The 1,041-nt window shown below is 45.7% G+C and carries 1 pseudogene; it reads right to left on the reverse strand.

Going from position 1 to position 1,041, the window contains the following annotated elements:
* A pseudogene (locus R7E78_RS24675) lies at positions 1-1,041 on the reverse strand (PAS domain S-box protein); the annotation flags it as partial.

The following is a 1,041-nucleotide window of genomic DNA, read 5'->3' on the forward strand; positions in this document are numbered from 1 at the left end:
ACGTTCTACAATATTCGCGTAGTGGGTTAATTGTTCTTCAAACTTTCTGCGATTCCACAGTCCCGTTAAACCGTCCTTCTCACTTAAGTTGCGCAGCTGCTCTTCCAACGCTTTACGTTCAGAAATATCCACCAGCGAAGTGATGTAATAGCTGATTTTACCGGACTTTGTTAAGTTCGCTTGGATACGCATGATCGCCGTAAACACATGATTCAATTGGGTACGGCAGCGTACTTCGCCTTCCCAAACATTCTCGCGCCCTAACTTATTCCAAATGTTTAGCGTCTCTTCGAGGTCTTCAGGAAGCAAAATCAGGCTGTGGGCATTCGAGCCTTTCACTTGTTCGGTAGAATAACCCATCATGTTTTCAAACTCTTGGTTGACCATGATGATGCGAAGCGACGCGTCAGAAATCATGACGGCGGTCATACCATCGAGTGCGGCACGGGCTAACTTCGATTCCACACTATGGCGACGGTAATGCAGCGCCAACGCGGTAATTGGCAAAGTGAAAACCAGTACAAGACTTAATACAAACAAGGATTCTTGAATAAGGTCATTGATGTCGCGCGTCGCTCTTTTTGACAACTGCTCATTCGAGAGGTCGATGATGAGATGCAAAGGCTCGTTGGAGACAAACTTAATCGAGCTAAACGCAATCAAATGTTCACCGTTATAAGAGTACCCCGCTTGCTCAGATACCACTCGCGGCCATATATCTGGATACATGTTCGAGAAATTAAACTGAGAACGCTCAGGAATAATATCGCCATACAAGCGCGACTCGTCAGGACTCGCGATATAAAAGCCGTTGTGCTTAACCAACTCGATGTGGAAATCTCGCACTGGTGAATAGTTGAGAAGGGATGACAGATACTCGATATCGACATTCAACACTAAGTAGCCCTGTCGAACGTCATTCACTGAAATTGGCATCAAAATGCGTAGTGACGGACTTAGCGGATAAACCAATTCACCTTTGTCCCTTTCAAGTTCAATCCCCCAAGCTGAGATTTGCTCGTTCTACAAACTCTGCGCGTA

The organism is Vibrio sp. YT-19(2023) (assembly GCF_033337395.1).